Annotated in this window: 18 protein-coding genes; 7 read left to right on the top strand and 11 right to left on the bottom strand. The window is 62.6% G+C overall.

What is annotated here, in order from left to right; all coding sequences use genetic code 11:
- Positions 1-522 precede the first annotated feature (522 nt).
- The 3 genes from J2751_RS13880 to J2751_RS13890 all read left to right on the top strand — a co-directional run bounded on the left by J2751_RS13880 (position 523) and on the right by J2751_RS13890 (position 4,380).
- Positions 523-954, top strand: coding sequence for an EamA family transporter (locus J2751_RS13880; protein ID WP_209486882.1), 432 nt, complete (start codon positions 523-525; stop codon positions 952-954).
- A gap of 126 nt (positions 955-1,080) precedes the next feature.
- Positions 1,081-3,567, top strand: coding sequence for a beta-alanine-activating enzyme beta-propeller domain-containing protein (locus J2751_RS13885; protein WP_209486884.1), 2,487 nt, complete (start codon positions 1,081-1,083; stop codon positions 3,565-3,567).
- Between the two features lie 153 nt (positions 3,568-3,720).
- Complete coding sequence (locus J2751_RS13890) at positions 3,721-4,380, top strand: DUF6517 family protein (protein WP_209486886.1); 660 nt, start codon at positions 3,721-3,723, stop codon at positions 4,378-4,380.
- 39 nt (positions 4,381-4,419) lie between these two features.
- On the opposite strand, the gene J2751_RS13895 is transcribed toward J2751_RS13890, so the two are convergent.
- From J2751_RS13895 to J2751_RS13915, 5 genes are all read right to left on the bottom strand, one after another.
- Positions 4,420-6,678, bottom strand: a complete 2,259-nt coding sequence (locus J2751_RS13895; RefSeq protein WP_209486888.1) for a carboxypeptidase regulatory-like domain-containing protein — start codon at positions 6,676-6,678, stop codon at positions 4,420-4,422.
- 24 nt (positions 6,679-6,702) lie between these two features.
- Positions 6,703-8,709 carry a carboxypeptidase-like regulatory domain-containing protein gene (locus tag J2751_RS13900; protein WP_209486890.1) on the bottom strand — a complete coding sequence of 669 codons (2,007 nt, stop codon included), beginning with the start codon at positions 8,707-8,709 and terminating at the stop codon, positions 6,703-6,705.
- A gap of 6 nt (positions 8,710-8,715) precedes the next feature.
- Complete coding sequence (locus J2751_RS13905; protein WP_209486892.1) at positions 8,716-10,158, bottom strand: hypothetical protein; 1,443 nt, start codon at positions 10,156-10,158, stop codon at positions 8,716-8,718.
- A gap of 7 nt (positions 10,159-10,165) precedes the next feature.
- Positions 10,166-13,336, bottom strand: coding sequence for a tubulin-like doman-containing protein (locus J2751_RS13910; protein ID WP_209486894.1), 3,171 nt, complete (start codon positions 13,334-13,336; stop codon positions 10,166-10,168).
- Positions 13,337-13,519: 183 nt separating this feature from the next.
- On the bottom strand, positions 13,520-15,028 hold the full coding sequence (locus tag J2751_RS13915; RefSeq protein WP_209486895.1) for an MATE family efflux transporter: 1,509 nt from the start codon (positions 15,026-15,028) through the stop codon (positions 13,520-13,522).
- A 193-nt stretch (positions 15,029-15,221) separates the two neighbouring features.
- Here J2751_RS13915 and aglM point away from each other — a divergent pair, with 193 nt between their 5' ends.
- The gene (aglM, locus tag J2751_RS13920; RefSeq protein WP_209486896.1) at positions 15,222-16,541 is read left to right on the top strand and encodes a UDP-glucose 6-dehydrogenase AglM; all 1,320 of its coding nucleotides are present in this window, start codon (positions 15,222-15,224) and stop codon (positions 16,539-16,541) included.
- Between the two features lie 17 nt (positions 16,542-16,558).
- Here aglM and J2751_RS13925 read toward each other — a convergent pair whose 3' ends face one another.
- Positions 16,559-17,230, bottom strand: coding sequence for a nitroreductase family protein (locus J2751_RS13925; RefSeq protein WP_209486897.1), 672 nt, complete (start codon positions 17,228-17,230; stop codon positions 16,559-16,561).
- Between the two features lie 151 nt (positions 17,231-17,381).
- On the opposite strand from J2751_RS13925, the gene J2751_RS13930 reads away from it, so the two are divergent.
- A complete protein-coding gene (locus J2751_RS13930; protein WP_209486898.1) occupies positions 17,382-18,149 on the top strand; it encodes a hypothetical protein in 768 nt (255 codons plus the stop codon).
- 159 nt (positions 18,150-18,308) lie between these two features.
- Here J2751_RS13930 and aglF read toward each other — a convergent pair whose 3' ends face one another.
- Genes aglF through J2751_RS13945 form a run of 3 tightly spaced genes read right to left on the bottom strand, consistent with a single transcriptional unit; the run spans position 18,309 to position 20,930 of the window.
- Complete coding sequence (aglF, locus tag J2751_RS13935; protein WP_209486899.1) at positions 18,309-19,079, bottom strand: UTP--glucose-1-phosphate uridylyltransferase AglF; 771 nt, start codon at positions 19,077-19,079, stop codon at positions 18,309-18,311.
- Positions 19,080-19,117: 38 nt separating this feature from the next.
- Complete coding sequence (locus tag J2751_RS13940) at positions 19,118-20,008, bottom strand: glycosyltransferase (protein WP_245202835.1); 891 nt, start codon at positions 20,006-20,008, stop codon at positions 19,118-19,120.
- 1 nt (position 20,009) lies between these two features.
- Positions 20,010-20,930, bottom strand: coding sequence for a glycosyltransferase (locus J2751_RS13945; RefSeq protein WP_245202837.1), 921 nt, complete (start codon positions 20,928-20,930; stop codon positions 20,010-20,012).
- Between the two features lie 95 nt (positions 20,931-21,025).
- On the opposite strand from J2751_RS13945, the gene J2751_RS13950 reads away from it, so the two are divergent.
- Together J2751_RS13950 and J2751_RS13955 are read left to right on the top strand one after the other, a co-directional pair.
- Entirely contained in the window at positions 21,026-22,129 is a 1,104-nt protein-coding gene (locus tag J2751_RS13950) for an agl cluster protein AglQ (protein ID WP_209486904.1), read from the top strand.
- 209 nt (positions 22,130-22,338) lie between these two features.
- Positions 22,339-23,010: a hypothetical protein gene (locus tag J2751_RS13955; RefSeq protein ID WP_209486905.1), complete on the top strand. Its 672-nt coding sequence runs from the start codon at positions 22,339-22,341 to the stop codon at positions 23,008-23,010.
- Between the two features lie 5 nt (positions 23,011-23,015).
- Here the strand turns inward: J2751_RS13955 and J2751_RS13960 are convergent, their stop codons facing one another.
- Entirely contained in the window at positions 23,016-24,146 is a 1,131-nt protein-coding gene (locus J2751_RS13960; protein WP_209486906.1) for a hypothetical protein, read from the bottom strand.
- Positions 24,147-24,286: 140 nt separating this feature from the next.
- The gene (locus J2751_RS13965) at positions 24,287-25,171 is read right to left on the bottom strand and encodes a glycosyltransferase family 61 protein (RefSeq protein WP_209486907.1); all 885 of its coding nucleotides are present in this window, start codon (positions 25,169-25,171) and stop codon (positions 24,287-24,289) included.
- Positions 25,172-25,417: the final 246 nt, after the last annotated feature.

Consider the following 25,417-nt stretch of genomic DNA (forward strand, 5'->3'; position numbering starts at 1 on the left):
CGTGTTTCCCGGCGGGGTGGGTGGGTGGGGGGGGGCGGGGGCGGCCCGCGCCCCCCCCCCACCCCCCCCCCCCCCCCCCCCACCCCCCCCCCCCCCCCCCCGCGGGGGGGGGGGGGCCCCCCCCCCCCCCCCGCGACTCCCTCGCACCGGCGGTTCGCGGCCCTCCGGGCCGCTCACCGGGGCGCGCCACCGCACGGTCTATTTATAAGTGGTCGCCGCCGCCCGTCCTCGGTTTAAATACGATCTCGTCGCCAGCGGTCTGATATACCCATTTCCACAGTTGATCAACAGGCACGTTCCAGTGACCGGCTGTTTCATGCGGTTTTATCGGTACGTCCGCAGCGGTCCTCGCGTGGCGCGAGCGGCTGGAGGCGGTGCGGAGTGGCTGTCGCTGCTCTTGGTCGGGCAGGTCCGGTGGACGACGTTCCTCGTGTTCGAGTTGCTCCGTCCTCCGACCGAGATCACGACCGGCGCTTCGGTTCCGGTCGGTAGGCACTTGGCCGTGCCGACCGACCGACATCCATGGACGCCACGTATCTTCCGTACGCACTCCTCGCGATGGCCGCGTACGCCCTCGTCTCTCCGCTCATGCGCGTCGCGACGACCGGACCGGACGCGGTCCCGAGCGATGTCGCCGTCGTCGTCTCGAACACGCTGCTCATCGGAATGGCAGTCGGCGTGGTGTGGTACACGGATCAGGGCGTTACCGCCCATCTGTCCTCGCCGAAGTTGCTGCACGTACTGGCCGCCGGACTCTTTTTAGGGGTCGGCATCCTCGCGCTGTACCGGTCGCTCGCGCTCGGCCCGGTGAGCGTCGTGACGCCGATCTTCGCGATGTTCCTCGTGTTCTCGTCGGTGATCGGGTTCCTCTTCTTGGGCGAGGAGTTCACGGCGCGGAAGGCGCTCGGGATCGTCTTCGCGGCGCTCGCGGTCTACCTCGTCTCGGGAGCGTAGCCCCGGAACCACGTGTTCGACCACGTCACGCCGGAGAACGGCCCCCGATCGCTCGTTTTCCGTGGCCGACGGACAGTATCGACCGCTTGAGAAACACTCATGTCTCTCGTCTGACTATCCCGGTACATGTCGGGGACCGACGGATCGACCGTGTCGAGGCGGACGGTTCTGTACGGCACTACGGGGATCCTCTCGACAGGTGCGGTCACGACGCACGGGCCCGTCGAACTCGTGTCCACGGTGCGTGCTACCGAGCACGTCCCGGATCGGATCGTCTGTGTCGGCTCCGAGGACGGGACGCTCTACGGGATCGACGTCGACACCGGCGAGGCGGTCTGGACGATGCCCGAACCGGAGGACGCGATAGCCTCCTCGCCGACGGCAGTCGACGGAACGGTCTACGTTGGGTCCGAGGACGGAACGCTCTACGCCGTCGACGCGACGGACGGGTCGACGAACGGTTCCGTGGACGAGTCGGTAGCGTGGACGTTCGACGTGGAAAGCGGTCCGATCGTTTCCTCTCCGACGGTCGTCGCCGGGACGGTCTACGTCGGGACGGGGTCCGGAGCGATCGTCGCGGTCGATCGAACGACCGGCGAGCAACGCTGGCGATTCGACGGAACGGACGCCCGAGTGGACGGTGCCCCGGCAGTCATCGACGACACCGTATACGTCGGATCGGAGGCCGGGACGCTGTTCGCGCTGGAGACCGCCGACGGAGACGTCCGATGGGACACTCACCTCGGGGACACGATCACGTCGTCACCGACCGTCAGAGACGGAACGCTTTACGTCGGGAGCTTCGACGAGCAGGCGTACGCGATAGCGGTCGACGACGGATCGATCGACTGGTCCACCGATCTGGGCGACGTCGTGTTCGCTTCACCAACCGTCGTCGAGGAGACTGTCTACATCGGAACCGCCGGGTTCGGGGTCGGACTCCACGCGCTCGATACGGGGACCGGCGAACGACGGTGGACGGCGGACGGTCCGGCGGGCGTCGCCTCCTCGCCGACGGTTCACGACGGTGTCGTGTACGTCGGTTCGGTTGACGGGCGAGTGTACGCGATCGACCCGGAAGCGGGAACGACGGTCTGGGAGACGACCGATCTGGCGTCCCAAGTCACGTCGTCACCGACCGTCGCCGACGGTACCCTCTACGTTGGCTCCACCGACGGATCGATACATGCTGTCGACGTCGACACCGGAGCGGAACGGTGGCGGTTCGACGACCCGGAAGGCGAGGTGTTCTCCTCGCCGACGGTCGTCGATATCGCGGGCGACGGACACGGGATCGGTTCCCGAGCCGAACTCGGAACGCTCGGCCATCACCACGTCTGGGCGGGCGTCCCGTTCGAGGGCGGCAGCGGCTCGGAGGAGGGATCCGAAGACCACGACGACCGAGAGGATGACTCGGAGAACGCGGGCGCAGTCGCGGGCTCGCCGCCCGATGACGGGTCGGGGCTCTCGACGCTCGAACTACTCGGCGTGGCCGGCGGGGCCGGCGTCAGCGCCTTCGCCGCGTACCGTTTCTTCGGAAGTGATTCCGGTGGACCTGCTACCGGTTCGAACCGCGGTGTCGACGATCCGGCGGAACGGGTCACCGACGACGTCGGAGGCGGGACGGACGACGAGAGTACACCGGGAGCCGACCGGCGCTCGGAAGCGACACCGCCAACCGACACAGCGGAGCCCGAGCAACCGACCGTCGAGGGATCGACTGAGGACGGAGCTGCTATCGAGGGATCGACTGGGGAACGAAGCGCTACCGTGGGACCGGCCACCGAGAGAGTGGCGTCCGAGAACTCGGCCGCGGACCGACTCGTCGCCGCCATCGGGCCGCTGACGTCGGCCGAGCCGATCGAGACGGGCGGCCCTCCCACGACGTACGCCGTCACGGACGACCGGATCGGCGGATCGGACGGGAGAGGGGACGGAAACGACGGTCGGGTCCTCGCGCTCCCAGCTGGTGATGCGGAGGTCGGGGAGTCGTTCGAGCAAGTCGCCACCGACTGGGGAAGCGTCAGCCACTACGAGGGAACGGTCACCGTGTACGACTCGGGAACGGAGCCGTTCCCGTGGGTGTTGACCGATCCGGCACATGAGAACCCGACTCTCGCGGAGCAGCTCACGGACCCGCCCGACTCGGTCGTCGATCGAATATCGCCGGTCGTCGACGCCGCCGAAGCGATGTCACAGGCCAGTCGGTACACGGTCCGTCACTACTATCTCTCGCCGGAACGCGTGCGAGTTGCGAACACGGCGGATGGACCGTTGGGAGTCGTCGACGACTGGGGAGTGAGTGCCGTCCCGGAGTACTCCGACCGCGGAACCCGTGGGTCGAGCCCATACACGGCACCGGAACAGCTCCCCGGCTCCGAGGACCCGCTCTGGCGGGGAAAACCCGACACGTACGCGCTCGGAGCCCTCGCGTACCACGCGGCGACCGGCGAGCCGCCTGCGGCCGAGCGGCCGGCGAAACCGAGCGAAACCGCGGACGTACCGACCGCCCTCGACCGACCGATCATCCGCGCGCTCGATCCGGATCCGGACGAGAGGCACGGATCGGTCGGCGGGTTCGCCCGGGCGCTCAGGCTCGCCGCCTTCGACTGACGGACCACACACGGCCCAACGCGACCGATCCGAGCGGTGGAACATCGCTCCTGACACCGAGTCGAGAACCCGGGGACGATCGGGGGTGTTACAGCACGACCGACCATGAATGAATGGAAAACTGATATATCACTCGACCGGTATCGATCGTGTATGAGTACACGTCGTCGATTCCTCGCCGCAGGGATCACGGGGGTGACGGTCGCCGTCAGTGGTTGTGCGGACGCCATCGAGGTCGCCACCGAGGAGGAAATAGAGCGCTCCGCGGAGCCGACGGAGCCGGACCAGCGGACCGCCGAGGAGGAAGGGTTCGAGGAGGTCCGCAGCGAGACGGTCGTCATCGAGGAGGAGTTCGAGGAGCTCGGACAGCGCCGGGAGTTCACGGCACGAACCGAGGTTCGAGCGTACCTCAGAGAAGTCCAGTCGGACCTGACCGGCCAGGAGGAGTCCGTCTTCGCCGTAGTGAGCACACCCGGCGTCACCGCGGCCGGCCAGCAGCTCAGCCCGCTCGCGAACATGGACGAGGACGAACTGATCGACGAGGCACGTGGAGAGATCAGCACCGAGTTCAGCGGAACGGTCGAGGATCCGGTCCTCGACGAGGAGATCGAACAAGAGGTGTTCGGTGAGACGGCCGACGTGAGCGTCTACGAGGCCACCGTCGTTCTGGAGGACGGCACCGAAGAGCAGGGGTACCTCCACCTCTCCGTCGTCGAGCGCGGTGACGACGTGGTCCTGCTCGCGGGTGCGTACCCAGCCGATGTCGAGGGCGAGCGCGAGCGCATCGAGCGGCTGTTCGAGTCGGTAGAGTAGGTAGGGCGGCGTTTTGATATAAATACCCTATAAACGGGATCACTCGGCGAGCGCCAGTTCGATGTCGCGTTCCAGCGTCTCGCCTGCTTCGAGCACTATGACGAGTTCCTCGTCAGCGAAACCGGTACGGTCATCCACGAGGACGGTGTACTCTCCCGGCGAGAGCCCGTCGAATCCGTACCGTCCACTAGAATCTGACCGCAACTGACCAACGGAATAACCGTTCTCGTAGATCGTGACACGCGCAAAGTTGATCACGCTCTCATCATCACCCTCTTGACGTAGCGTTCCCTCAACGGACGCCTCTGCGTCGAGTTCGAAGTTTGCTTCGACGTTTTCCTCCTCGAACTCGACGGTGTCACCCTCCGAATCGAATCCGTCGGCGTCGACCTCGATGTCGTGGTCGCCGATCGGTATATCCTCGTCGGTTTCGTAGGCTCCATCGCCGTCGGTAGTCGCGGTGAACTCCTGTCCGGCGTCCGTCGTGACGGTGACGGTCGCCGCTTCAATGCCTCCCTCGCCTTCACGGCTGTCGGTCACCTGCCCGGACAGCGACATCGTCACCTGCTCGAGTTCGAGGTCGTCCTGTTCGCCGAAGCGTTCGATATCTAGCGTTCCGGACTCGTAGCCGTCGGCGTCGGCGTTGATAGCGTACTCACCGTCGAACTCCTCGACCGCGAACTCGTAGGAGCCACCCGTCGCGGCGTCGACGTTCTCGTCCTCCCTACTCGTGTCGACCAGTTCGACGTTCGCGTCGACCTCGCCGTCTCCCTCGGTGGAGATCGGTTCGCCAGTCTCCGCGTCGACGACCTCACCGCTGATGAGGGCGCGGTCGGGACGGATCTCGAGGTCCCCTGTGTCGTCGCTAGGGACTTCGAGGTCGCGCTCGTCGTACTCGACGTGATCGAAGCCGTCCACTGTGAGGACGTACTCGTCGTCGGAGACGTCCCCTATCGTGAACGCCCCGTTCGCGTCGGTCGTCACCACGAACGAGGGCCCGGAGAGCCCTTCGAGCGTTACTTCGGCACCGGCGACCGGCTCGATGCCCTCGGCGTCCGCGTACACCGTCCCTTGGACCGTATCGCCGCCGCCGCCGCCGATCGGCCCGGACGCCATCGCGCTCCATATGCTCGCAACCAACACGATCAACGCGATCAACCCGAGTCCGACGACAACTACCGCTTTGGCGACCTCGGCTCCGTTGCTCTCTTGCCCGGCAGCCGTCGGATTCGTCGCCTCCGCGTCTACGTCAGCGTTCCTGTCGCCGATCGCCTCGTCGTCGGGTTCGACGGCGCTCTCGTCTCCGGTCTCCGGTTCAGCATCGACCGCGTCCCCGTCCGAGTCGTCGCCCGCCGGTCCGTCGGAATCGATGGCGTCGGCGTCGGCGTCGACGCCGGGATCCGGCCCCTCTACGCGAGGCTCCGTCCCGGGGGATGACAGCGCCCCCACCGACCGCTCTCCGGGTGAAACCCGCGGGGCGGCAGCGGAGACATCCCGACCGAGTTGGTATACCCCCTCGTGTCGGTCCACCGGATCGCGGGCGGTCGCCCGGCGTAGCGCCGGGATGAACTCCTCCGCCACGTCCGTGAACCCGACCTCCTCGTCGATCCCGCGTCGGATCCGGTCCGCGAGCGACGACCCGTCGTTCGGGAACGGCGGTGACCCCGAGAACAGGCGGACGCCGAGTGCGCCGATCCGATAGACGTCCGTCGCCTGTCCGGCGTGGCCGGCGTCGTCGCGCTCGGCGACCGCGACCTGTTCGGGTGCGGTGTACGGCGTAACCGGGGGATCGTCTACGAGCCGGCTGATCCCCCAGTCGCCGACGACCGCGGTCGGTCCGTCCGGGCCGTCCCGGAACGAGACGGACTCGGGCCCGATCGCGAGGTGTGTGCGGGTCGACCCGTATCGTCCGTACGACCGGATCGCGTCACAGACGTCACGGAGGAGTTCGGCCCGCGTCGCGAGGTCGCAGTCGGCTGCCGCCTCGATGGGGGTTCCAGCCACGTACGATTCGAGCTCGCCGGGCGCGTAGTCGACGGCGACCCATGGATTCGGGTCGATACCCCAGTCGAGGAGCGTCCGGACCGTGTCCTCGCTAGAGACGGTGTGCCACTGGGCCGCGAGCGATTCGAACCGATCGTACGCGTCGGGCGGGATCGTGCCCTGAAGCGTTCTGACGGCCACGGGGTCGCCGCTCTCCGTTCGGGCACGGAACGTCCGCCAGTGCGTCCCCGAACCGACCTGCTCGTCGACGGTGACCGTGAGGTCGGTTCCGGAGAGGGTTGCTTCAGGATACATCGCTCCAAGTCGTTCGGTATCGGTTTAATCGGGTTGGAGGAGGATGTCGCGTTCGAGTGTTTCACCCGCGTCCAGCAATATCTCCACGTCCTCCTCGTCTTCATAGCCCGTTCTATCGGTCACACTGATCGTGTACTCACCCGGAGAGAGACCTTCGAAGGAATAGGAACCATCGTCCGGATCAGACTGAACAGAATCGACCTCGGTACCGTCAGAGTCGCTGATCGTGACATCCGCACCGTTAAGCGTCGTTTCCTCTTCGCTCGCGTCCCGAATCACGCCTTCGACGGACGCCTCTGCGTCGAGTTCGAAGTCCGCCTCGACGTTCTCCTCCTCGAACTCGACGGTGTCACTCCCCGCAACGAAGCCGTCGGCGTCGATATCGACGTCGTGGTCGCCGATCGGTATCTCCTCGTCGGTCTCGTACTCCCCGTCGGCGTTAGTTTCCGCGGTGAACTCCTGTCCGGCGTCCGTCGTGACGGTGACGGTCGCCGCTTCAATGCCTCCCTCGCCTTCACGGCTGTCGGTCACCTGCCCGGACAGCGACATCGTCACCTGCTCGAGTTCGAGGTCGTCCTGTTCGCCGAAGTCTTCGAGGTCCAGCGTTCCGGACTCGTAGCCGTCGGCGTCGGCGTTGATAGCGTACTCACCGTCGAACTCCTCGACCGCGAACTCGTAGGAGCCACCCGTCGCGGCGTCGACGTTCTCGTCCTCCCTACTCGTGTCGACCAGTTCGACGTCCGCGTCGACCTCGCCGTCTCCCTCGGTGGAGATCGGTTCGCCAGTCTCCGCGTCGACGACCTCACCGCTGATGAGGGCGCGGTCGGGACGGATCTCGAGGTCCCCTGCGTCGTCGCTAGGGACTTCGAGGTCGCGCTCGTCGTACTCGACGCGGTCGGTGCCCCCCACGGTGAGGACGTAGTCGCCCTCGGGGACGTCGTCTATCGTGAACGCCCCGTCCTCGTCCGTCGTCGCGTTGAGATCGGTTCCGCTATCGCCGTTCTCGGCCGGATCACCCTCGGTTTCGTCCTCAGACTCACTCGACGACTCGGTCGTTTCAAGCGTTACTTCGATGCCTTCGACCGTTTCGTTGCCCTCGGCGTCCGCGTACACCGACCCCTGAACCGTATCGCCGCCGCCGCCGATCAATCCGAGCTGTATCGCGCCGAACGCGCCGGCCACCAACACGATCAACGCGATCGCGCCGATGGCCACCGCCTTGCCGACCGCGGGGGTGAGAAGCCCGTCGTCGCCGCCCGAGCTCCCGAGCGCGTCGGCGGTCGACCCGCCCGTGTTCGGCGATTTGAGCGCCGGCACGCGCTGATACACCCGGCTCCGTATCTCGGAACTTGAGAGGTTATACTCGCGTGAAAGCGTCTGAACCGACTCGTTTATCGAGGCGACCTCCTGATCGATGTGTCTGCTCCGAAGCGACTCCTTCGTCGACTCCCACCGACTCTCGGTGTCACCGACCGGTGCGATCCCACGAGTGCCATCGGGCGCGACGACGAGGTCGAACCCCGACAGCGCGCTCGACTCCGGCGAATCGGCGATCGCCGCCCGGTCGTACGTACCCATGAACTCCGAGATCAGCCCGAGCGCGTGTTCGGCGTCGCGGACGCCGACGGTAGCGGTCTGTCGGGAGCCGATCAGCTCCTCGACGATCGATCGTTCACGGTCGTCGCCCGGCGTCGACGTTCGCCCGGCGTCGAGCGCGCGGAAGACGCTCATGTCGTCGGCTGAGTCGTCTATCGTGTATTCCCACTCGGACTCGATCCGGTCCCGCAACGCGTCCATGAACTCCCGAATCGTCGCGTCGCGGGCGGTGTACACCGCGTAGAACTGCTCCGTCCGTGCGTTTCGCGTTTCCCTCGCTCTGAAGAACGCGGTGAACTTCCGCTCGCGACCCGTCTCGATCGCGAGCCGCACCCCGTCGTAAAACAGGTCCTTTACCGTCTCGTTCGTCCGTCCTGCTTCGCCGGTCGGCGAGTGTTCGTTCCCTTTCGTGTCGTAAACGCGTAGTGTTGGCATCCGTGGTCACCCCATTTTGTCGAGGAGCTGTTCGAACCCGACGGTCTGGACGTTCCCGTTGCGGTCGCGCATCGGAACCCGCTCCCCGTTCTCGTCGGTCGTCGTTTGGTAGTACACCGGGTAGATCTTCGCCCCCGACGTGTCCTGTACAAGCGTTCGGACCGTCTGGTTGTTCTCGACGAGCGTCTCGTTGACGTACTCTTGGAACTCGTCGAAGTACTGGTGGGCCTCGAGCGCCTGCTGCTCGCGGAACTCCTCGGCGAGAATGTCACACTTCGTTGCGACCAACAGGACGTCCTTGTTCGAGGCGACGTCCAGAATATCGAAGTACGGCTCGATCTCCAAGGGCTCGTTGTTGTGGTAGCGTTCGATGTCGATGATCAACACGAGCGTGTTCGCCGACTGTACCCGCTGTGAGAGGAGCCGGAGCGTCGAGTTGTCGACCTCGGCGTCCGGACTCATCAGGGCACTCGGCAGCCGTTCGAGGTACTCGCCCGCGTAATCGAGACTCGACAGCTCGATGTTCTTCGGGAACACCCGGCCGTCGATGAACTGGAACCCGAGGTCCTCGACGTCCGTCTGTCCGGTCGCGTCGAGCTTCCAGCCCGTGTCCTTCGAGGCCGCATCGAGCGCACCGACGAGCTCCATGAGGTCGCTGCTCGGGTTCAACGGCGTGTCAGACTCGCGGCCGACCGCGTCGTCGAGCGCCGCGAGGTACTTCCCAACGAGGAACAGCGACTTGCCGGACCCCTGTGGTCCGAGGACGAAGAAGCTCTCCGAGGAGTCGTACGTCACGAACCGCCGAAGCGTGACGACGAACACCGACGCCATGAGGAGGTTCACGCCGATACCCTCCCACACGACGCTCACTTCGGGGTTCGGAGCCAGTAACTGGACCTCGTCGCCGGCCACTTGGATGAACTGCGGGAAGTTGACGTGGTACTCGACCAACCCGACGACGACGAGCGCGCTGATGAGGTAAAACAGCAGCGTCGCCGATCGGCGGAACTCCAAGGCCGTCGCCGTTCGGGTCTCCAACAGCTGTGAGCCGCCGCCGATGATCCCGCCGAAAACGAACCCGCCGAGCAGCCAGACCACGTTGTCGGCGAAGTCGATGTTCGGGATGAACAGCCCGATCGACAACAGTCCGATGAGTGCCGACACCGTTCCGAACGTGAGAAGCAGTCCTTGGACTCGCTTTTTGGCATCGATCGCGACGAGCGAGAGCAGTCCGAGATAGATCCCGAACATCACCGAGGAGAACTGCTCCAGATCAACCGATAATAACGGGTCGAGCGAGCGGACGAGCGGCCGAACGATGTCCGACGCCTGCCACGCCTCGCCGAGCGCGAGGAACAGTGGTCCCGCCACCGCGACCATCACTGCGAAATAGACGACGAGAAACACCTTCTCGCCGTTCTCTTCGAGGAACTCACCGATCGCCGTCATCCCTCGATCACTCCTCCTCTTCGGCGATGTCCTCGGTCGCTTCCGCGTCCGGATCCTCCTCGTTGAAGTGAACCGTTTCGCTGTACTCCTCGAGTAAATCGGCCCGGATCTCGCTTTCGTCACGGAGGAAGAACTCGATGTCGCGCGGGTTCTCGAGGTTCAACACCTCGTTCCGTCGGACGTAGTACCCTTCATCGAGCCCGTAGGTGTGGTGAACGAGGATGTCGGTGTCGTCGTCGGCCTCCTTTGTCTCGTAGCCGGTCTGGTACCCATCGGCTTCCACCTCCGCGCGAAGGTTGTCCAGAAAGACCCCATCGATGAAGATCCCGAGTCCGATGTCCCAGCTGCCGCCGGCTTCGACCGGGAATGACGCGTAGTTCTCGCTGCCTGCGCCGAGGTTGTATGCTCCCTGGAACACCGGCTTGAGGTCCGCAACGTCGCCGATCTGATTGATCGCCCGGCTCATGACGCCGACGACGATGTTCATGTCGTTGTACCTAGCACGATCTCCGCTGATGCGACGCTTGCGGATCCCGGTATACTTCGGGTTGTGAGCGTTCTTCGCCAACTCCTCTAAGGAACCGCGGAGTCGTTGCCGCTCCGTCTCGTCGTCGAACAGCTTGCTGCCAGCGATGTCGGCATCGTCACGGAGCTGTAGGATGTCGTGCGGTTTGACCGTTTTTACGTAGTGGTAGTCCTCGCTTTCGGTGGATACCGACGTCTCGCGGCTCTCGTTGTAGTTCTCTCGGAGGTTCCGATACGTGTCTTGGGCGTTGATGAACATGTCCCGAGGGCCGTTGAGCTCCTCGAAGAGGTCGACCGTCCCGGCGTAGAGGTCGGCTTTGTGCTCGGCCTCTTCGAGATCCGATTCGAGGTCCTCGTGGCGTCGCTCGATCTCGTCGGTCTCGACGGCCTCGTCTTTGACCATCTCTTCGAACGCCCGCGCGAGCTCGGAGAAGCTCGCACCCGACTCGAGCTCCCGTTCGAGGTCGTCGATGTCGCGGGAGTGGTTCTCGTCGAGTTCGCTTCTGGTCTCCGCGACGATGTCGCGGCGTCGGTCCTCCGCTTCGTCCTCGATCTTCCGGGCCAGATTAGCGGCGGAGAACTCGGGCTCGACGGACAGCGAACTCCCCGCACGGGAGATGGTGAACACCTCGTTGTCGTCGAGTTGGTTCCGCTTCATCCGGTAGTTCTTCTGTGCCTGCTTGCGTTCCTCCTCGCTGGAGGTGTCCCACGGGAGGACCGACTCCAGGGTACTCTCGTCCTCGTTCATCGTGAGGAAGGACTGCTTCGCGTCCGTGAGGTCAGCCAGCGAGGCGTTGATCCGGCGTTCCACGTCGCTGATGTTGATGCCGACCCGGTCGAACTCGTCCGAAAGGGTGCTCACCGCACCACGAACCCCGCCGTCATCAATCGCCTCGATCTGGTCCTCGGTTTCCGCGTTCTCCACCTCTCGGGCGAACGATTCGAGCGCCATCTCGAGACTGTCGACCATGTTCTCGACATCGATGGAGCGACAGTCGTCGTACTCCTCGTACAACGTCCGTACGGAGCGCTCCCAGTCGTCGACCCGTCGGTCGACCTCGTCCTGTTGAGCCCGTCGCTGCTCCTCGAGTTCCGCCTCGGCATCGTCGAGGTCGGACTGGAGCCGGTCACGCCGGTCAGTTGCCTCCTCGAGTTTCGCCTCCAGCTGATTGAGTCGAACCCCGGCGTTTATCGCCTCGTCCTCCAGCGCGAGGAGGTAGCTGATGGTACTCTCGACGCGGTTGTCGTCGACCGCACGCAGCCGAACGAGCAGGTCCTTGCGGTGGGCGAGCCGGCTCAACTCGTCGCGGATCACGTCGCCGAGCTGTTTGTCGATGCTGTCGACGTACTGCTCGCCGTCCGTGCTCACCTCGGCGGTTCCCGCTCGGATCGAGCCGCCGATGACCTCGATCCGTTCGACGATGTCGTCGGCCTCGGCCTCGGCTTCCGAGACGATCTCACGATAGATAGAGACCGACTCGTAATCGAGCTCGGTGAACAGATCCAGATCGAGCAGCGACTTGACGTTGTTGAGCCGGGTCTCGAGGTCCGTCCGGTCGGAGTCGTGAAGCTCGCCGTTCATCCCGTCCGGGCTCCACTCCCGCGAGAGGAAGCGGTCGACCCCGGCGTAGATGTCCGCTTCCGCCTCGATGGCGTCCTGTTTCGCGTTCAGGATCTCCTTCGTCACGGATTTCGCGTCCTGAATCGCGTCGACGTTGTACCGAAGCACCTGCGGGATCCCGATGATGAACGGGGCATATGAGGGCGTGTCCGCGAACGGGTCCTCCATGTCCATCATGTTGTAGTACGTGGCGATCAGGTAGATCGCGGCCCGGTCGAACTCGATCAGTGCGTCGGAGCTCTGGAGAATGTTCGCCTTCTTGCCGCCGAACCCGGTCGGGTCGATCGGGATAAGGATCCGGTCCTTGAACAGGTCCTCCCCCTCCAAGCTCAGGTGCTCCAACTCGGAGAGCGCGGCGTGAGCGTTGGCCGCCTCCGCCGGTCCCTCGTCGTCGTTCGGGAGCACGCCGAACAGCGTGATCTCGGCCGTCCGCTGGGTGCGTTTCAGGTGTTTGACGAGATCGATGAATATCCCCGACCCCGAACCGCCGCCGAGCCCGGCGATGACGGCGACCTTTCCGCGGCCCGGCAGGTCGATCGACGTCCGGACGTCGTCGTCCTCGGCGTACGCCTTGTAGTAGAGGCCCTTCCCGAGACCGCGTTTCCGGACGACCCCCGTCGCGAAGTCGAGGTTCTCGTTGATGAACTCCGCCTGGAGCCACCAGTTCTCCTCGTCCATCCCGATGCCGGAGGCGATTCGTGGCACGGCCGCCTCGCCGATGAGGTCGTTCTGGTCGTGGAGCTGAATGTTTCGCGTAAGCGGGAGATACTCGATGGTGATCTCTCCGGGGCGACCGGTGTGTTCGTTCCGAAGCCGGTCTTTCGTCTCCTGGATCTGTTGTTCTATCTCCTGGATCCGCTCCAGATCCCGGTTCTCTTCCTCTTCGGCCGTGTCGATGATAGTAACCGTCAGTGATTCGGGGTTCGGGCGCGGGCGCAGGACGGCTTCCTGCACCCAGTCGGCTTTCAACAACTCGTACGTAATCGCCTTCCCAGCACCCCCGACTGCAAAGATCCTGCTTGGAAGATTCATGCTGACAACAGGTAATCAGTATAGCGATCTATAAAGTATTCGATGGTCAAATGGGTCCAACGGGGCGGAGTGTATCCATTCCGAAACTTCCGGTATGAAACGACTCGCGCACGCGGTCATTTCGTTCCATCCACATGACATTTGCGAGCCGATGACGGGGTCGGGACGCACTCGTCCGAGCGTTCAGTCGTCGTCCGCGGTCGCGGCGTCGGGACGGTACTCCTCGCTTATCGCCTTCCATTTCCCCGACCGGAACCGGAGGTAGTTGATCGTCGCTGGGATCGTCGTTTCGGCGACGAACGCGAGGTAGAGACCCCACAACCCGATTGCCGGGAGCGCGACCTCCGGCGTGGCGAGATCGGTGAACGGGATGTCGAGCGCGGGAACCGCGTCGGCCGCGCCGACGTACGCCAGCGGGATCGACACGAGGAACATGCCGACGAACTGGCTCGCGAACGGAACCTTCGTGTCGCCCGCGGCGTCGAGCGGTCCCGCCGCCCCGCCCGATATTCCTTGGAAGACGACGGCAGCGCAGGCCGCATACACCAAGTTGACCGCGATCGGCACTTCGGGACTGTCGGCGCTCTCCGTGAACAGGACGACGATGTCCGTCGCGAAGACGGCGATGATCACCGCGCTGACGACGTACGTTCCGACCGAGAACCGGATGATGTCGCGGGCGTACGCCTCCGCCTCGTCGGGATCGTTGACGCCGAGTTCCTGTCCCACCAGACTCGACGACGCGAGCCCGAAGCCCCACCCGGGCGTGTTCATGATCCCCCAGATCCGGCGGGCGATGACGAACGCAGCCACGGTGTTCTCCCCGAAGATATCGAGAATGGAGAGCATGGGGAACTCCGCGACGGTCCACACGAGGTTGCGCGCGCCCACGGGAAGCCCGATCTTCACGAGATCCCGCAGCATATCGGGGTTGAGATACGAGCCGAACGGGTCGATCACCACCGGGAACGCGCCGAGGCCGAGGAGTTGCCCGCGGGCGAGCCCGACCGCGAACCCGGCGGTGACGCCGACGTTCGCGAGGACGGTACCGAACGCAGCGCCCTCGACACCCATGTCCAGAGGGAAAATGAACGCAGCACTGAGGAAGATATTGGCGACCGCACCGCCGGCACGGACCTGCATCGCAGTGTACGCGTCGTCACACCCCACGAGCACTCGGCTACCGACGAGGTTGAGCCCCGCGAACGGGACGCCGAGCCCGACGATCCGGAGGTAGTCGGCACCGAGTTGGATCGCGCGCTCGTTGCTACTGATGAGGGAGATGAGTTCGTGTGGGTACGTCCAGAACACTGCGGTCACCGGCAGCGTGATGAGGACGACGAGCAGCGTGCTGGCCCGGACAGCGTCGCCGAGTTCGGCGAACGCTTCGGCCCCGTAGCGCTGTGAGACCAAGGCAATGGTCCCGCCGGCAACGCCACCGCCGATAGCGAACGCGAGCCCCCAGAAGGGACCGGCGAAGCCGACACCGGCGACCGCGCTGGTTCCGACCGCGACGCCGACCATCGCCACGTCGACCGCGTTCTTCGACATCCGGGCGATCCCCGTCACTATCCGCGGCCACGCTAGGTCCGTCGTTCGGACCACGCGGTGACGGTCGATCAGCCCCAACCGCGCGAGCGCGAAGCCGATATATAGGATGGCGAGACGAAAGGGGTTCGGAACGGAGACCACTGTAAGTACGCTCCCTTTCCCTCCCTTGATAAAGTCATTTCGTCACGCGGCGGACGTTTCCGGATCGGACCGGCGGCTCACCGCACGATCCCGAATCAATCCGAGCAGTCAGGAAGACAGCGCTCGCGGTGGCGCTCGGTACGGATAGCACCGACGCGGAACGCTCTTGAGGCCGGGAAGCGCCTCAAACGGTATGGACGTGTCAGTTGTCGGAAGCGGCTACGTGGGAACGACACTCGCGGCGTGCCTCGCGGACGCGGGCCACGACGTGACGGCGATCGACATCGATTCCGCGGTGGTGTCGGCGCTCAACGACGGCCGTGCGGCGATCCACGAGCCGGGGCTCGACGCGTTGTTGTCGAAACACGCGGGAAACCGCCTTCGTGCGACGACATCGTACGAGTCGGTGGTCGACGGGGATGTCACGTTCCTCACGATCGGAACGCCCTCGAATCCGGACGGGAGCATCGATCTCGGCGGGCTCTCCGCGGCCGCGGAGACGACAGGCGAAGCGCTCGCCGGCCTCGGCGCGGACGAGCGTCACCTCGTCGTTATCAAGAGCACGATCACCCCGCCGGGCGTGGCGACGATCCGTGAGGCGGTCCACCGAGGTGCGGGCACAGCAGCCGACCGAATCGAGGTTGCGACGAACCCCGAGTTCCTCCGAGAAGGGTCCGCAGTCGACGACTTCCGTACCCCAGACAAGGTTGTCTTCGGGACCGACTCCGACTGGGCAGCCTCCCGGCTGGAGGCGCTGTACGAGCCGGTTCTCGCCGGACGCGACACCCCGATCGTCCGTGCCGATCCGGAGACAGCCGTGATGATCAAGTACGCCAACAACGCCTTTCTCGCGTCGAAGATATCGCTCGTGAACGACCTCGGAAACGTTTGTAAAACGTTCGGGATCGACGCCTACGAGGTGATGGACGCGATCGGCCTCGACGACCGGATCAGCGAGGAGTTCCTGCGGTCTGGGGTGGGCTTTGGGGGAAGTTGCTTCCCGAAAGACGTCGATGCGCTGCGCGCGGCGGCCCGCGAGCAGGGATACGAACCGCTACTGCTCGACGCCGCCGTCGCGGTCAACGACGGTCAGCCCGAGCGCATGCTCAACCTGCTCGACGATCACGTCGACGTCGCCGGCGAGCGGGTGGCGGTACTCGGGCTCGCTTTTAAACCCGGAACGGATGACATTCGCAACTCCCGGGCGATACCGGTCATCGAGGGGTTGCTCGCGCGGAACGCGACGGTCGTCGCTTACGATCCGGTTGCGACCGAAAACGCCCGGGAGCGCTTCCCCGACATCGAGTACGCGGAGTCGGCCGCGGGGGCGCTCGACGGCGCGGCCGCTGCGCTCGTCGTCACAGACTGGGACGAGTTCGCGGCGCTCGACGAGGCGTTCGACGCGATGGTCGCTCTCGACGCGACCGACGGGGTCGACGGCCCGGTCGTGATCGACGGTCGGCGGATAGTCGAGCGTCGGGACGGACTGGCGTACGAGGGACTGACGTGGTGAGAACGTCGACTATCCGGCTACTCGCCTGAAACCTCGCCGAGCGAGGTCTCCTCGACGGGGTCGAACTCCCCGTAGTGGACGACCTCGTCGACGGGACGACGGGTCTTCCGCTCGTTTTCGATGTCCGCGGTTCCCTCGGCGGGGTATCCGAGCGTGACGAGCATGACCGGCTCGTAGCTGTCGGGGATGTCGAACGCCTCGGCGACGCCCTCGGCATCGAACCCTTCCATCGGACACGTCGCGATCCCATGATCCCACGCGGCGTACATCAGCGTCATCGCCGCGAGACTCGTCGACCGGGTGGTCCAGATCCGGCGCTCGTCGACGGGGAGCTCACCCATCCCCTCGACGTTCTCGACGAGGCCATCGCGAGCCTCCTCGTTCGGGAGGTATCCCTTCGCGAGCCAGTCGTCGAACACCGGATCGGCGTGAGCGGTCGGGTCCGTGTTCCCGAGAACGACGACGGTCGTGTCGGCCTCGGTGACGTGCGCCTGATCGTACGCGAGCTCGCGGAGGGTCTCCTTCCGGTCGTCGTCGCGTAGAGCGAGGAACTCCCACGGCTGGAGGTTGTATCCCGACGGCGACAGCGTCGCCGTCTCGAACACGTCGTCGAGCGTCTCCCGGTCGATCGGGTCGTCGTTGTACTCGTGGACGGACCGTCGTGTCTGAACGACTTCGTCGAATTGCATTCACGAGGAGGTGAGCCTTCGGACCAATACCCCCCCGGATACCGGCAGGCACCTCTCGTTTGTGGATCGTTCGCATTATCTCACGTGGTTCCTCGTGCCCGTTGACCGCCGGGATCGTCAGATGAAAGCCAGTCGCATCCCTTGGATCCGCATGAACACGCAGGACGGCGGCCACTACGATGCCGCGGTCGACGCGCTCGCGGCGCGCGAATACGGCACGGCCGGAAACCGGTACACCCGCGGCGGACGCCGAGTGCTCGCGGACCCACGTCCCGATCTGGATCCGTTCGAACCGGACGAGAAAGGATGGGTCGGACAGGGACTCCAACAGCTGCTCGTGGCGACCGTCGCGTACCGCGTTGCCGGCGCGGAGCGACGGGCGACACAGCGGGCCGTCGAAGGGATCGCCGTGACCCGCGACCTCGAACGGGTCCTCGACGCGCCGGGACAGCGCGGCTGCCTGGGAGAGTTCGTCGCGGACTTCCGGGTCGCCGGGGGACTGGACGGCGTGGACGCGGCCTACGAGAGCGCGGTCGAGCGCTACGTTGCGGCCGGTGACGACGTCGACTCCCCCCAGGCGCTGGCGACGACGCCGCTGTTCGGCGCCGCCGCCGCGACGATCAAGCAGGTCGCGCGCGGACAAGCGAACGGGGAGATCGCGATCAAGTGGGAGGACCTCCACGGGGGGGACCCATCGCAGGCGGGAGCGTTTCTCGCACACCGGGCCCGGTTCAAGAAACAGCGGTTCGCAGGGCTCGTCGACAAGGCGGTCGCTGACGGCCACCTCGCCGCGCCGCGCGGGACGACGGAGTACGGTAACGAGACGCATCGCTGCCCGAACTGCGGCGCGAACGACGTGAACTGGGCCGGCACCGACGTGCTCTGTATGCGGTGTTCGACGCCGACGGAGCAAACCTAACTCCCCAGCCGCCGTGTCGTCCGGGACCATCCTCTCTCGTGGTCGTCCAGAAATCATCCTCTCGTGGTCGTCCAGAAATCATCCTCTCGTGGTCGTCCAGAAATCATCCTCTCGTGGTCGTCCGGAAACCACCCGTCGGACGCGCGCTGGCCGATCGGATCAGGAGTCGACGACGGCCCCGTCGACGTTCTCAACGCTTTCCTCGGATCCGGACTGGTCTCCTTCGTCAAGCCGCCCCTCGGCGCGGTCACGGTCCTCGGGGTATCCCACGTCGATCCGCCACCCGTCCAGTCGTATCGCGTCGATGGTGCGCCCCGACTGGATGAGCAGATCGATCGCGTCGGGCAGTTCGTACTCGCCGCGGTCGGAGGGCTGGACGAGGTGACAAGCGTGGAAGATGGCCGGTGTGAAGGTGTAAAATCCGGTCATCACGAGGTTACTTGGCGGGTCGTCCGGCTTCTCGACGACCTCGACCACCTCGCCGTACTCGTTCGTGTCGAGGACGCCGTAGCGGGAGGCCTCCTCGTAGGGAACCTCCTCGACGAGGAACGCGGCGTCCGCGCGGTCTTCCTGCTGACGGTTGGTCACGTCGGCGAGGTTCCCCCGGAAGACGTTGTCGCCGAGCATCAGCATGAACGGGCCGTCAACGTGGGGCTCCGCCTGAAGAATGGCGTGCGCGAGGCCGAGCTGCTCGCGCTGATGCGTGTAGGTGATCGGAACGCCCTCGTAGGCGTCGCCGTATCGGTCGATGATCTGCTCGGCTTTGTAGCCGACGACGACAATGAGCTCGCTCGCCCCGGCGTCGATGAGATTGTCGAAGACATCCTCGATGAGCGGCGTGCCGTTCACCTCGACGAGGACCTTCGGCTTGTCGTCGGTGAGGGGTCGGAGGCGAGTGCCCTTGCCGGCGGCGAGAACGACTGCTTGCATGAATAGGCCGTGTCAGCCGGGGTGGAAATACTTTGTCGTCAGTCGTCGCCCGCGAGTTCGGGTGCATCTCCGAGCGCGCCGCTGGACGACCCTGTCACGTACTCCTCGTAGTAGCCAAGCGCGCGAACGCCGGTGAGAAACGTCGAGAGTGCGCCGAACGCGAGTCGATCGCGCGTGGAGAGGCTGCGATCGGGTCGCTTGATCCCGCTTGGGCGCGGCGGCACGCCCGGCGTCCCGTAGCGGTCGGGATGATAGCGCTGGAGCTGACAGAGCCCGCGGCCGACGCGGCGGTCCTTTGTAACATGCGCGCGAATCCCGTTTCTCGTCGGGTGGAACATCGTGACGTCCTCCGCGAAGTGGAGGTCGTAGCCGGCGTCGTGGACCCGGTTGCCGAACTCCTTGTCGCCGCCGGATTTGAGGCGATGATCGAACAGCCCCACGTCCTCGAAGACCTCGCGGCGGACGAACAGACAGCAGGTCGGGGCGAACCGCTGGGACTCGAGGTATCCTTCGACTGGAAACCCGGTGTGGTGATCGTAGCGCGCCGGGAGCGGGGGGTTGTCGGGGAGTGTGAGTTCGACGTTACAGCCCATGTAGTCGGCGTCCGCGGCGTGGACGGCGTCGAGAGCGGATTCGAGCCAGTCCTCGGGGACGGTCATGTCGGCGTCGACGAACGCGAGGATCTCCGCGTCGGAGTGGCGGATGCCGGTGTTGCGGGCGGCGTAGGAGGACTGGATCTCGCGTTCGTGGACGAGGGTGAGGTTGTCGTGGTCGTCCTCGTAGGAGCGGACCACTTCCGGGGTGTGGTCGGTGGAGTCATTGTCGACGACGACTATCTGGTGGTTGGTGGTGGTTTGGGTGAGGAGGGACTCGAGGGTAGTTCGGATTCCCTGAGGGTCGTTGTAGACGGGAATGACGAGCGAGGTCATTTCAGGATACATCGGGTTCCGATCGTCGATGTGTGAGCGTCTCCTGTAACATTCCGTAGCTCTGAGTGAGTTTCAGGACGTACTCGAGCAGATAGAATCCGCCCAAAGACGGAACCGAAACGCCTTGGCCCGAGAAACGGCGTCGAAGACGGAACGGACTCGGCGGGAGATAGTTGAACGGGTGTAGTGGATGGGTGTCACCGAGTTCGGGGTGGTACCGGCGTTTCTGTGCGCGCCCTCGCCCGATCCGAAGTGCCTTCGATCGGAGGGCACTCCAAGACTTCCGTGCCGGATGATATGCGGTTACGTTTTCGGCGTAGCCCTGTCTGAACCCGGCACGGTGAACCCGCTGGCCGAACTCCTTGTCGCCACCGGACTCGAGGCGTTCGTCGAACAGTCCGACTTCTTCGAATACCTCGCGTCTGACCGCGAGCGAACAGGTAGGGGCGAACTGTTTGTCCTCAAGGTAGGCTTCGACGGGGAACGAGAACGATTGCTCGTAGCGCTCCCAGAAGTTGGGCCGATCGTCGGTGACGACTTCGACGTTACAACCGAGGTAGTCGTAGTCGTTTGACTCAAGGGTCGTGACCATATCCTTGATCCAGGTTTCGGGGACCCACATGTTGGCGTCGAGAAAGAGAACTACATCTCTCGACGAGCGATCGAGGCCGGTGTTTCGGGCCGCATAAGAGTTCTGTACGTCCGACTCTGTCGCTGGGAACACTTGGTCCGGGTACGAATCGCTAAATTCGTCGATCACGGCCCGCGTCGAGTCAGTTGAATCGTTATCGACAGGGAGTAACCGATAGTCATCGTACAGCTGGCTGGTGAGTGAATCAAGCGTGACTCGAACCCCGTCCGGATCATTGTACACCGGGACGATCACCGAAACAGGAGGCAACGGCGAAAATCGATCAGTCATTATCGATAAACTTCGGGTCCGGGCTTTCCCGGCGATTGTCCGGCTAGTCGGGCAAATGGAAACGCTTTCATGTAGTATACGTGTTATTCGGCGGTATGGATTTGTATACTCTTCTGATTCATAACGCCGAGGCTGGTCTTGAGCAACTTGAGGAACATATGCCAGCAGGACACAATGGTCCTTACCACGATCCGGAGACACCCGTGCGGAACACGTCACACTGGGCAATTACCTTTTTGACTGCGTTTCGAATCACCGGTGACGAGCAGTATCTCGATGGAGTCGAAACGTGTCTCTCGTATTTATTGTCTACCGAGGCGAGACCACACGGAGAGACGTTTCGCCACCGAGCGATTGAGGGAAAAGACGCGTGTAATGGATTGATTGGACAGGCGTGGACCATCGAAGCACTCGCAACTGTTGGTGGCGAGCTCAACCGGGAGGAGCCAATTGAAACAGCTAGATCCGTTTTTCTTCGACACCCGTTCGTCGACTCGCTCGGTGGATGGAAGTCAGTCGAAATAGATGGGTCCGTTTTGGGATATCACCACACATTAAATCAGCAGATCTGGTTTGCGGCGGCTGGTGCACAACTCGTCGCAAACGCCGATAATACGACACGCATCGATCGGCAGGTGCGACGATTTCTCGACGAACTCAGGGAGAATATGTACGTGTACTCGTCCGGATTGATATACCACAACGTGCGTCCGCGGTTCAGCCTACAAAAGTACGGAATACTTACGTTCGAAAACATAAATCGACGACGGGTACCGATGCCAATACTGGAGCGATTCCGACCGGAAACAAAGAAAGACAGAAAAAAAAGAGCAATAGGGTACCACTCGTTTAATCTGTACGGGCTGACACTTCTGAAGCAGATATATCCTGAACACAGCTTCTGGCACTCGACGACCTTCGAGAAAGCACTAGCGCATAGTAATTCGGATCGGTTCAAACAAGAACTCGAAACGAATCCGTACGGATACCCATACAACTGCACCGGCATAGAGATGGCCGTCGTGGCGCACGTCTTCAACGACGACACCGAGACAGCACGTGAATGGCTGACCGAACAATTCAATCGGTCACTAGATCCAGATACGAAATTACTCACGAAAAACACAGAGGACGCGGCGACCATGAGTGCCCGACTATACGAAGCAACCCGGCTTCCAAACATTTCGAACGTGTGCTAGCTTCTGGAATGCGTACGAACCGTAAGCCGATGGACAAGGTATCTAATGCGATCAACGAACTCCGTAAACGAGGACTAAGCGCCTTCGCGAGAGTATCTGCCGAGTACGGCCTCCTCAGAAGTCCGATCTCGAACGTCGCTTCGAGAAATCTCTACTGGAAGGTGGCACCACGTTACTATCGATGGCGATGGTCGCACCCCCAAGGATACATGGCACCACTCGACCCTTTCAAGATCATCTGGATCTCACCCGACGAAATCAATCAGTTTTCGCGGCGGCGGTATCCACAGGACCGAAATGTCACTCGATTGTTCGGGACAGTAAAGAGTGGTGAGTGGGACCGGCGGAGCGATATTCCAACGGAACCCGGATACGATGGAACGCCAGCATACCTGTATCACGCGGATTCATTTGAAGAAACAATTATCCATCAATCACTCAAGCAACGATTTGTTGATGGAAGACCTTGGACAGAAACTCCGATCGTCTCGGAGGCAAGATCACTACTGGACAACGATCAAGGCCTGTGGCGAGGCTGTGATTCTGAGGCCGCAATCCGCCAGCGGTGCGGGGAAATAGAAGCCTTATATAATCAAATAGCTACAGATGGATACCGGACTCAGTTTGATTTGATCGAACAAGGCGAGGTACGTCGCGTCGGTTTTCTCGAGGCGCTGGCAAACGAGGTCTTGGTTGATATTGGACGTGACGGTGAGTTTCTCTTCGCCAACGCTCGCCACCGTCTTTCAATCGCTAAAATACTGGAACTGGAGATGATTCCAGTCGTCATTCTCGTCAGACATGAAAAATGGATGGACGAGCGTGAGCGGGTCTACTCCGACGAAGCTATTTCAGAGCACCCGGATATGCGGGAGCTATGACGAGATCATCTTTTGATCTCGATTTCAACATCCAAATCGGAAAACTCGGTGAGGTAACATATATTTGAGGCCATCTTTATATCATCGGGGGCGTCCACGACTAGCGATTCGGAAGTCAATTCAAAAGTCCGGTTAACTTGTTCGCTGATCCACTTTGTTACAATTGAATGTTCTTCATCAAACATATCAAGTGCAGCCCCAATATAAAATCCGGTTGGAGAGGCAGTAAATGCCATATCTGTCTGTTTGACCTCTCTCGCAAAATGTTCACTCTGAACGACTTCAACGATCCGGCTAACCAGCTCCGTATCCCAAAGGCCGTGATTCGGATATTGCTTCTTTAAATAAGAAAGCCAGAACAGGTTTGTGGCTTGGTAGCTCACCTCTTTGTTTCTAACCGAAGGGGCATACCGATATGCTTCGTATAGGACTCTGTTGCGCAACGTTGTGAGCATATTGCGATTGGTCGTTGACCCCCTGTGGATTAGTGGGGTTCGAACGAAATGACGGATTACACCGTCAGACCGTGATCCGAGCTGATTTTCCAAACTGTCCAAGAAGTCCTGCACCTGATCTTGACACTGAGCCGTGCCAACAGTTGATACTGCCCCAGCAAACGCGAGTTGATGGTTTAATGTCCGATCTATCGTCAGTACCTCTCCAGTAATTTCTACGCGGTGCCACAGAGAGAGATAATTATCGTATGGGTGAGATACGGCCACATCCGCAGCAATATCATGTAGTTGGCTTCGACCTAGGTACTCTGCTGCGGTCGTTAATGCCCAAATAGGCATCGCTTGTCCGTACACTCCGTTACATTTATCCTTGTTACTACTATTTCGACAGTGGAATGTGTATCCGTGCGGGCGGACAACATCCGATATCAGATACGAAGCGGCACCCTCTGCTGCTTTTAAATACTTTTTTCTCTCTGTGATCTTATACGCTTCAATAAGCATACGGAGCCACTGCGAGGTTGTGCGCACCGGTAACTGAGGGTCATCGTAGTATGATGTCTCACGCTGCGGGAATGAGCCATTGTCACACTGGAGGTCAATACCGGCTTCGACACCGCGTATCAGCAGTTCATGGATCGTGATAGTCTCCGCTTCGGGGTCCGGTGCGGAGTCGGGCATTAGCTATATTCGAAGTATGACGAGACGACCGAATAAACTTCTCGGAGCACCCCGACCGGAAACGTACTCGGCAGTGTCGACCTCAAAGAGAACGAACACAGCTCGATGTAATCGAGCAGGGAGAATGCGGCATCCGTATCTCAACCGACCAGTTCCGCTAACCGTGCCGTATCGACTTCGAGGTCGGTCGATCGAGGCGTACATTCCAACGAGTGATACTCAACACCAAGCGTTTCAGCCAGCTGTTCGTACGGGTCCTTTATTTTCGATCCGAAGAGTTCGATCACGGTGGCCTCGTCACAAAACACGATATCGGCCAATCCGGCACCGTGTGGACCCACGATGACCTCTGCTTCGTTGAACAGCATTACGTTCTCCGCAACGGTGTGCTCCTCGAGCCGGTAGGATTCGAATCCGTACTCCGACAGCGTCTCGACGACGTCCGCCTCGTTGACGACCCGCCTCTCGATCGCGGTCGCCCGAGAGATGTAGACGTTGTTGCCCGCGCCGATCGCCTCTCGGTCGGGTGACGCGTTCGCGAGCACGTCCTCACGGATCCACCGATAGTTCCGGGGTTTGAGATCCGGAAACGAGGGGATCAGTAGGCGGTCCGTTCGATACACCGGCGACGTGGCACGTTCGACCGTGGAGTCAGAAACGCCGAGCAGTTCGAGCGTCCTATCGAGCCACAGGGGTGCGTCCGACGGGACGAGATACGTTACGTCGACGTCGAACGCCGTTTCGTACGCCCTCGCATAGCGGAGTTTCGGAACGGTTTCGATCAGCCAGTGATAGTAGTTGGTGAATCGCGGACAGAGCGGACAGATGGCGTCGCGTTCGGTTGCGTACGAATCAAGCGTCGAGGTCTTCCCGCGAAGAAGAGCGTCCAATAGCCCCGGGGAGTCGTGAAATCCATGCCAGACGAGCGTCTCGATGACGAAGTTGCCCCGTTTTTCCGGGGGTTCAACGCTCTCCTGTATCAGCCGTCCGGAGGCGTCCACGCCCAGCCCGGTACTGGGTAGCACGTATCCGTCCTCAATGCCGGCAACGAACTCCGACCCGTTGAGGTCGTCAGTGGTGGCTTCATTTGTGCCGTCTCCGGATACGTATAACCGATCCGTACGTGTTTACCCCGAGGTCTCGACAGCCGGCACAGCGTGAGCCCGTGAGATAATCTCATTGTTGCTGACGACTCGACGAAGCTCTTCGTATGGATTGCGTCCCTGCTGGCGCCACGTCGCCAGCAGGGACAAGATCGTCTCGTGAACGAA

It is taken from the genome of Halorubrum alkaliphilum (assembly GCF_017873815.1).
Taxonomy (GTDB): domain Archaea; phylum Halobacteriota; class Halobacteria; order Halobacteriales; family Haloferacaceae; genus Halorubrum; species Halorubrum alkaliphilum.

Bases quoted from the DNA above. Each gene is read 5' to 3' on its own strand.
- J2751_RS13910 (WP_209486894.1), bottom strand. From the start codon at position 13,336: ATGAATCTTCCAAGCAGGATCTTTGCAGTCGGGGGTGCTGGGAAGGCG.
- J2751_RS13960 (WP_209486906.1), bottom strand. From the start codon at position 24,146: ATGCCCGACTCCGCACCGGACCCCGAAGCGGAGACTATCACGATCCAT.
- J2751_RS13945 (WP_245202837.1), bottom strand. From the start codon at position 20,930: ATGACTGATCGATTTTCGCCGTTGCCTCCTGTTTCGGTGATCGTCCCG.
- J2751_RS13905 (WP_209486892.1), bottom strand. From the start codon at position 10,158: ATGACGGCGATCGGTGAGTTCCTCGAAGAGAACGGCGAGAAGGTGTTT.
- J2751_RS13950 (WP_209486904.1), top strand. From the start codon at position 21,026: ATGGATTTGTATACTCTTCTGATTCATAACGCCGAGGCTGGTCTTGAG.
- J2751_RS13880 (WP_209486882.1), top strand. From the start codon at position 523: ATGGACGCCACGTATCTTCCGTACGCACTCCTCGCGATGGCCGCGTAC.
- J2751_RS13885 (WP_209486884.1), top strand. From the start codon at position 1,081: ATGTCGGGGACCGACGGATCGACCGTGTCGAGGCGGACGGTTCTGTAC.
- aglM (WP_209486896.1), top strand. From the start codon at position 15,222: ATGGACGTGTCAGTTGTCGGAAGCGGCTACGTGGGAACGACACTCGCG.
- J2751_RS13900 (WP_209486890.1), bottom strand. From the start codon at position 8,709: ATGCCAACACTACGCGTTTACGACACGAAAGGGAACGAACACTCGCCG.
- J2751_RS13940 (WP_245202835.1), bottom strand. From the start codon at position 20,008: ATGACCTCGCTCGTCATTCCCGTCTACAACGACCCTCAGGGAATCCGA.
- J2751_RS13955 (WP_209486905.1), top strand. From the start codon at position 22,339: ATGGCACCACTCGACCCTTTCAAGATCATCTGGATCTCACCCGACGAA.
- J2751_RS13890 (WP_209486886.1), top strand. From the start codon at position 3,721: ATGAGTACACGTCGTCGATTCCTCGCCGCAGGGATCACGGGGGTGACG.
- J2751_RS13895 (WP_209486888.1), bottom strand. From the start codon at position 6,678: ATGTATCCTGAAGCAACCCTCTCCGGAACCGACCTCACGGTCACCGTC.
- J2751_RS13930 (WP_209486898.1), top strand. From the start codon at position 17,382: ATGAACACGCAGGACGGCGGCCACTACGATGCCGCGGTCGACGCGCTC.
- aglF (WP_209486899.1), bottom strand. From the start codon at position 19,079: ATGCAAGCAGTCGTTCTCGCCGCCGGCAAGGGCACTCGCCTCCGACCC.
- J2751_RS13925 (WP_209486897.1), bottom strand. From the start codon at position 17,230: ATGCAATTCGACGAAGTCGTTCAGACACGACGGTCCGTCCACGAGTAC.